Source organism: Bacteroides sp. HMSC067B03 (assembly GCF_001811315.1).
GTDB lineage: Bacteria > Bacteroidota > Bacteroidia > Bacteroidales > Bacteroidaceae > Bacteroides > Bacteroides faecis.
Window position 1 is genome coordinate 1 of the sequence record NZ_KV804402.1, and the last position, 2,291, is coordinate 2,291.

The 2,291-nt window shown below is 45.4% G+C and carries 2 protein-coding genes; both read right to left on the reverse strand.

Annotated features, from left to right (window positions below):
• Window positions 1-186: 186 nt before the first annotated feature.
• The gene (locus HMPREF2794_RS17250) at window positions 187-1,713 is read right to left on the reverse strand and encodes a type II toxin-antitoxin system HipA family toxin (protein WP_005868817.1); all 1,527 of its coding nucleotides are present in this window, start codon (window positions 1,711-1,713) and stop codon (window positions 187-189) included.
• Entirely contained in the window at window positions 1,703-2,023 is a 321-nt protein-coding gene (locus HMPREF2794_RS17255; RefSeq protein ID WP_005868815.1) for a helix-turn-helix domain-containing protein, read from the reverse strand. The genes HMPREF2794_RS17250 and HMPREF2794_RS17255 overlap by 11 nt, the downstream gene beginning before the upstream one ends.
• Between the last annotated feature and the right edge of the window lie 268 nt (window positions 2,024-2,291).

A 2,291-nucleotide genomic window follows, 5' to 3' on the forward strand; every position in this document is an offset into this window, starting at 1 on the left:
TTCTCCGATGGCTGATATCCTCTCATCTTCAGTTCCAGAATGGTATTGAAAAGTCATCATTTCGCATAGCCTTCATGAAAGCCTCCTCTTGTTCGTTGGCAATGTCCGGATTTGGATCGTATGCAGTTGCTTGCCGAACAAGAACAGACTTTTTATTAATGTAATAGTGTCGCTATTCGTCTGTTTTTATCTTCTAGCTAAAGGCAGTAACAACCGTTCCACAAGTTCTTTCTTGTTCTCAACGGGCATCTTGTTTCTGCCTTTGGCAATGACTTCAGCAGCCAAATCGCTTTTACGCCCGGCAATGTATTTCTGTCGCTTTCCGTTTATGAAGGCCTCGATACGGAAATCATGCCGGGTGTTTTCGATGATGTTGATTTCTGATACCAAAAAGCCATCCTCTGTCTCGTAGGGTTCGACAATGGTGGGCAGGTAGTGTTTCATGGTTTTCCCTATGATCGGAGATACCAAACCGGAAAGATGCTCTTCGATGCGGTCTTTCCAATAGTCATCGATTTGATGATTGGTGGCATAATCGTAAAAATGGCTGATGGCAAGGCTGACTTCTTCGATTATCCTTTTCGCATTCTTTATTCCGTTCTGTTTGGCAAATTGCATCAGGTCATCTTCCGTGATGTCGTTATCTTTTCCTGCAATGCTCATGGAGTGTGCGTTTTCGTATGCCGCACCGTCCAAATTGGTGGTGAATGTCATGTCGTAGGCTGGGGTGATGTGCCATGTGCCGTTTCTTTCCATCAGGAAAGAGAAATTCTTGATGTGGTCATCCACATTGCCGCCCATGATATTGAATACCGTCCTACGGTAGAGTTCGGACTGTTCGCTTGCCGGGATGTTCAGTTTTCGGCAGACTTCAAACAAATCCTCATAGCTCGTTGCATCCGGATTCATGGCAGCAAGTGTCTGTGTATGTATCTTCTCTCCGTTTATCCTATCGTAACGCTCCGTCAGGAAGTGATGTTTTCCCTCAATTTGAATGAGTCGGGAAGGCATCATCGTAATCCCGGCTTCCTTTGCCATCTCATAATATACCATTTCCATTTGCGTGAACGGAAAATCGTCCCCTTCTGCAAACTTCAATATGTAGTAGGTATAGCCCTCCGGTAAAGGGACTTGGCCGGAACGTATATCATGTGTCGTTTCATTGATGGCGATGATGGCTTTCGGGTGCTGCCCTCCGGCTGATGTACCTATCTCATAGATACTTTGCAGTTGCAGTGCTTCGTCATCTTGCACGGATATTTCCTCCCGTTCCTCAAAGATACGGCGTGCCAGTTGGTATAAACTCTCTATCTGGAGAGTGGAAGAGGATTCCAATCCAGGAGTGGCCGGGATGAACTCAAAGGCTCCCATTCCCCGTTTCCCGATGAAAGACAGTTTATCTACCGGTGTGAGTTTGCGCTTGGGGATATGGTTTTGTGCCGCCCATTGGTCGAAGACCATGTTACCCCACCGATCAGGCAATGAATCTGCCAAAAACGGTGGGAGACCTTGATAAGTCTTTTCTTTGTTTCCGAGTATGGGCATACCCTTTGCCGCCGGTCCTTTGACAGAAGCGGTCAGTGGGGCGATTTCCACTCCTTTCTTGATGAAATCCGGATGATAGTTGAAGACGGCTCTTTTGTTTCTTTCGTCCCAATAGAGCTTTCCGACTTCTTCTCCCCATAACATAACACTCACAACATTATTTTCCATGTCTTATCCTTTTCGGCTTTTTATTCATTATTCGTTCCATTGTATAGGCTGAAACAGGTATTTCCGGCATCAGATCATCCATCTGTTCCAGACAGTCCACTACTCGTAACAGGGCAAGAAAGTTGCCCATATTGATGTTATAGGCCTTCCCGTTCTCAAACTGGCGTAAGGTGATAAGGCTGACACCGGCTTTCTCGGCAGCCTCTTTTTGGGTGAGCCTATAGGTTAGCCTGTATTCCTTAAATCGTCTGCCCAGTTCCACTATGATTTCCGGATTGGCCATGGCTTGGGTGATGTGATTCGTTGTCATTTTACAAAGGTAAATATATTAATTGTTAAATCAAAATATGATATATAACAATTAATATATTTACTGTTATATTGAATTGTGCGCGATGTAGTTTGTGTGCTAATCCCCCAATTCCATGCTACGTTTATTGCCGCCTGTAATCGGGCTTTGCGCGGGTTTTATGTCCTGAAGGCTTTTTAGCATCCCTTCCATTTGGAAGATTTTGGCGGCAGCGATGAAGGTGGTGGCGGATACATCCGGCTGGAGGCTTTTCAGTGTGTTCTCCGAT

Bases quoted from the DNA above. Each gene is read 5' to 3' on its own strand.
- HMPREF2794_RS17250 (WP_005868817.1), bottom strand. From the start codon at position 1,713: ATGGAAAATAATGTTGTGAGTGTTATGTTATGGGGAGAAGAAGTCGGA.
- HMPREF2794_RS17255 (WP_005868815.1), bottom strand. From the start codon at position 2,023: ATGACAACGAATCACATCACCCAAGCCATGGCCAATCCGGAAATCATA.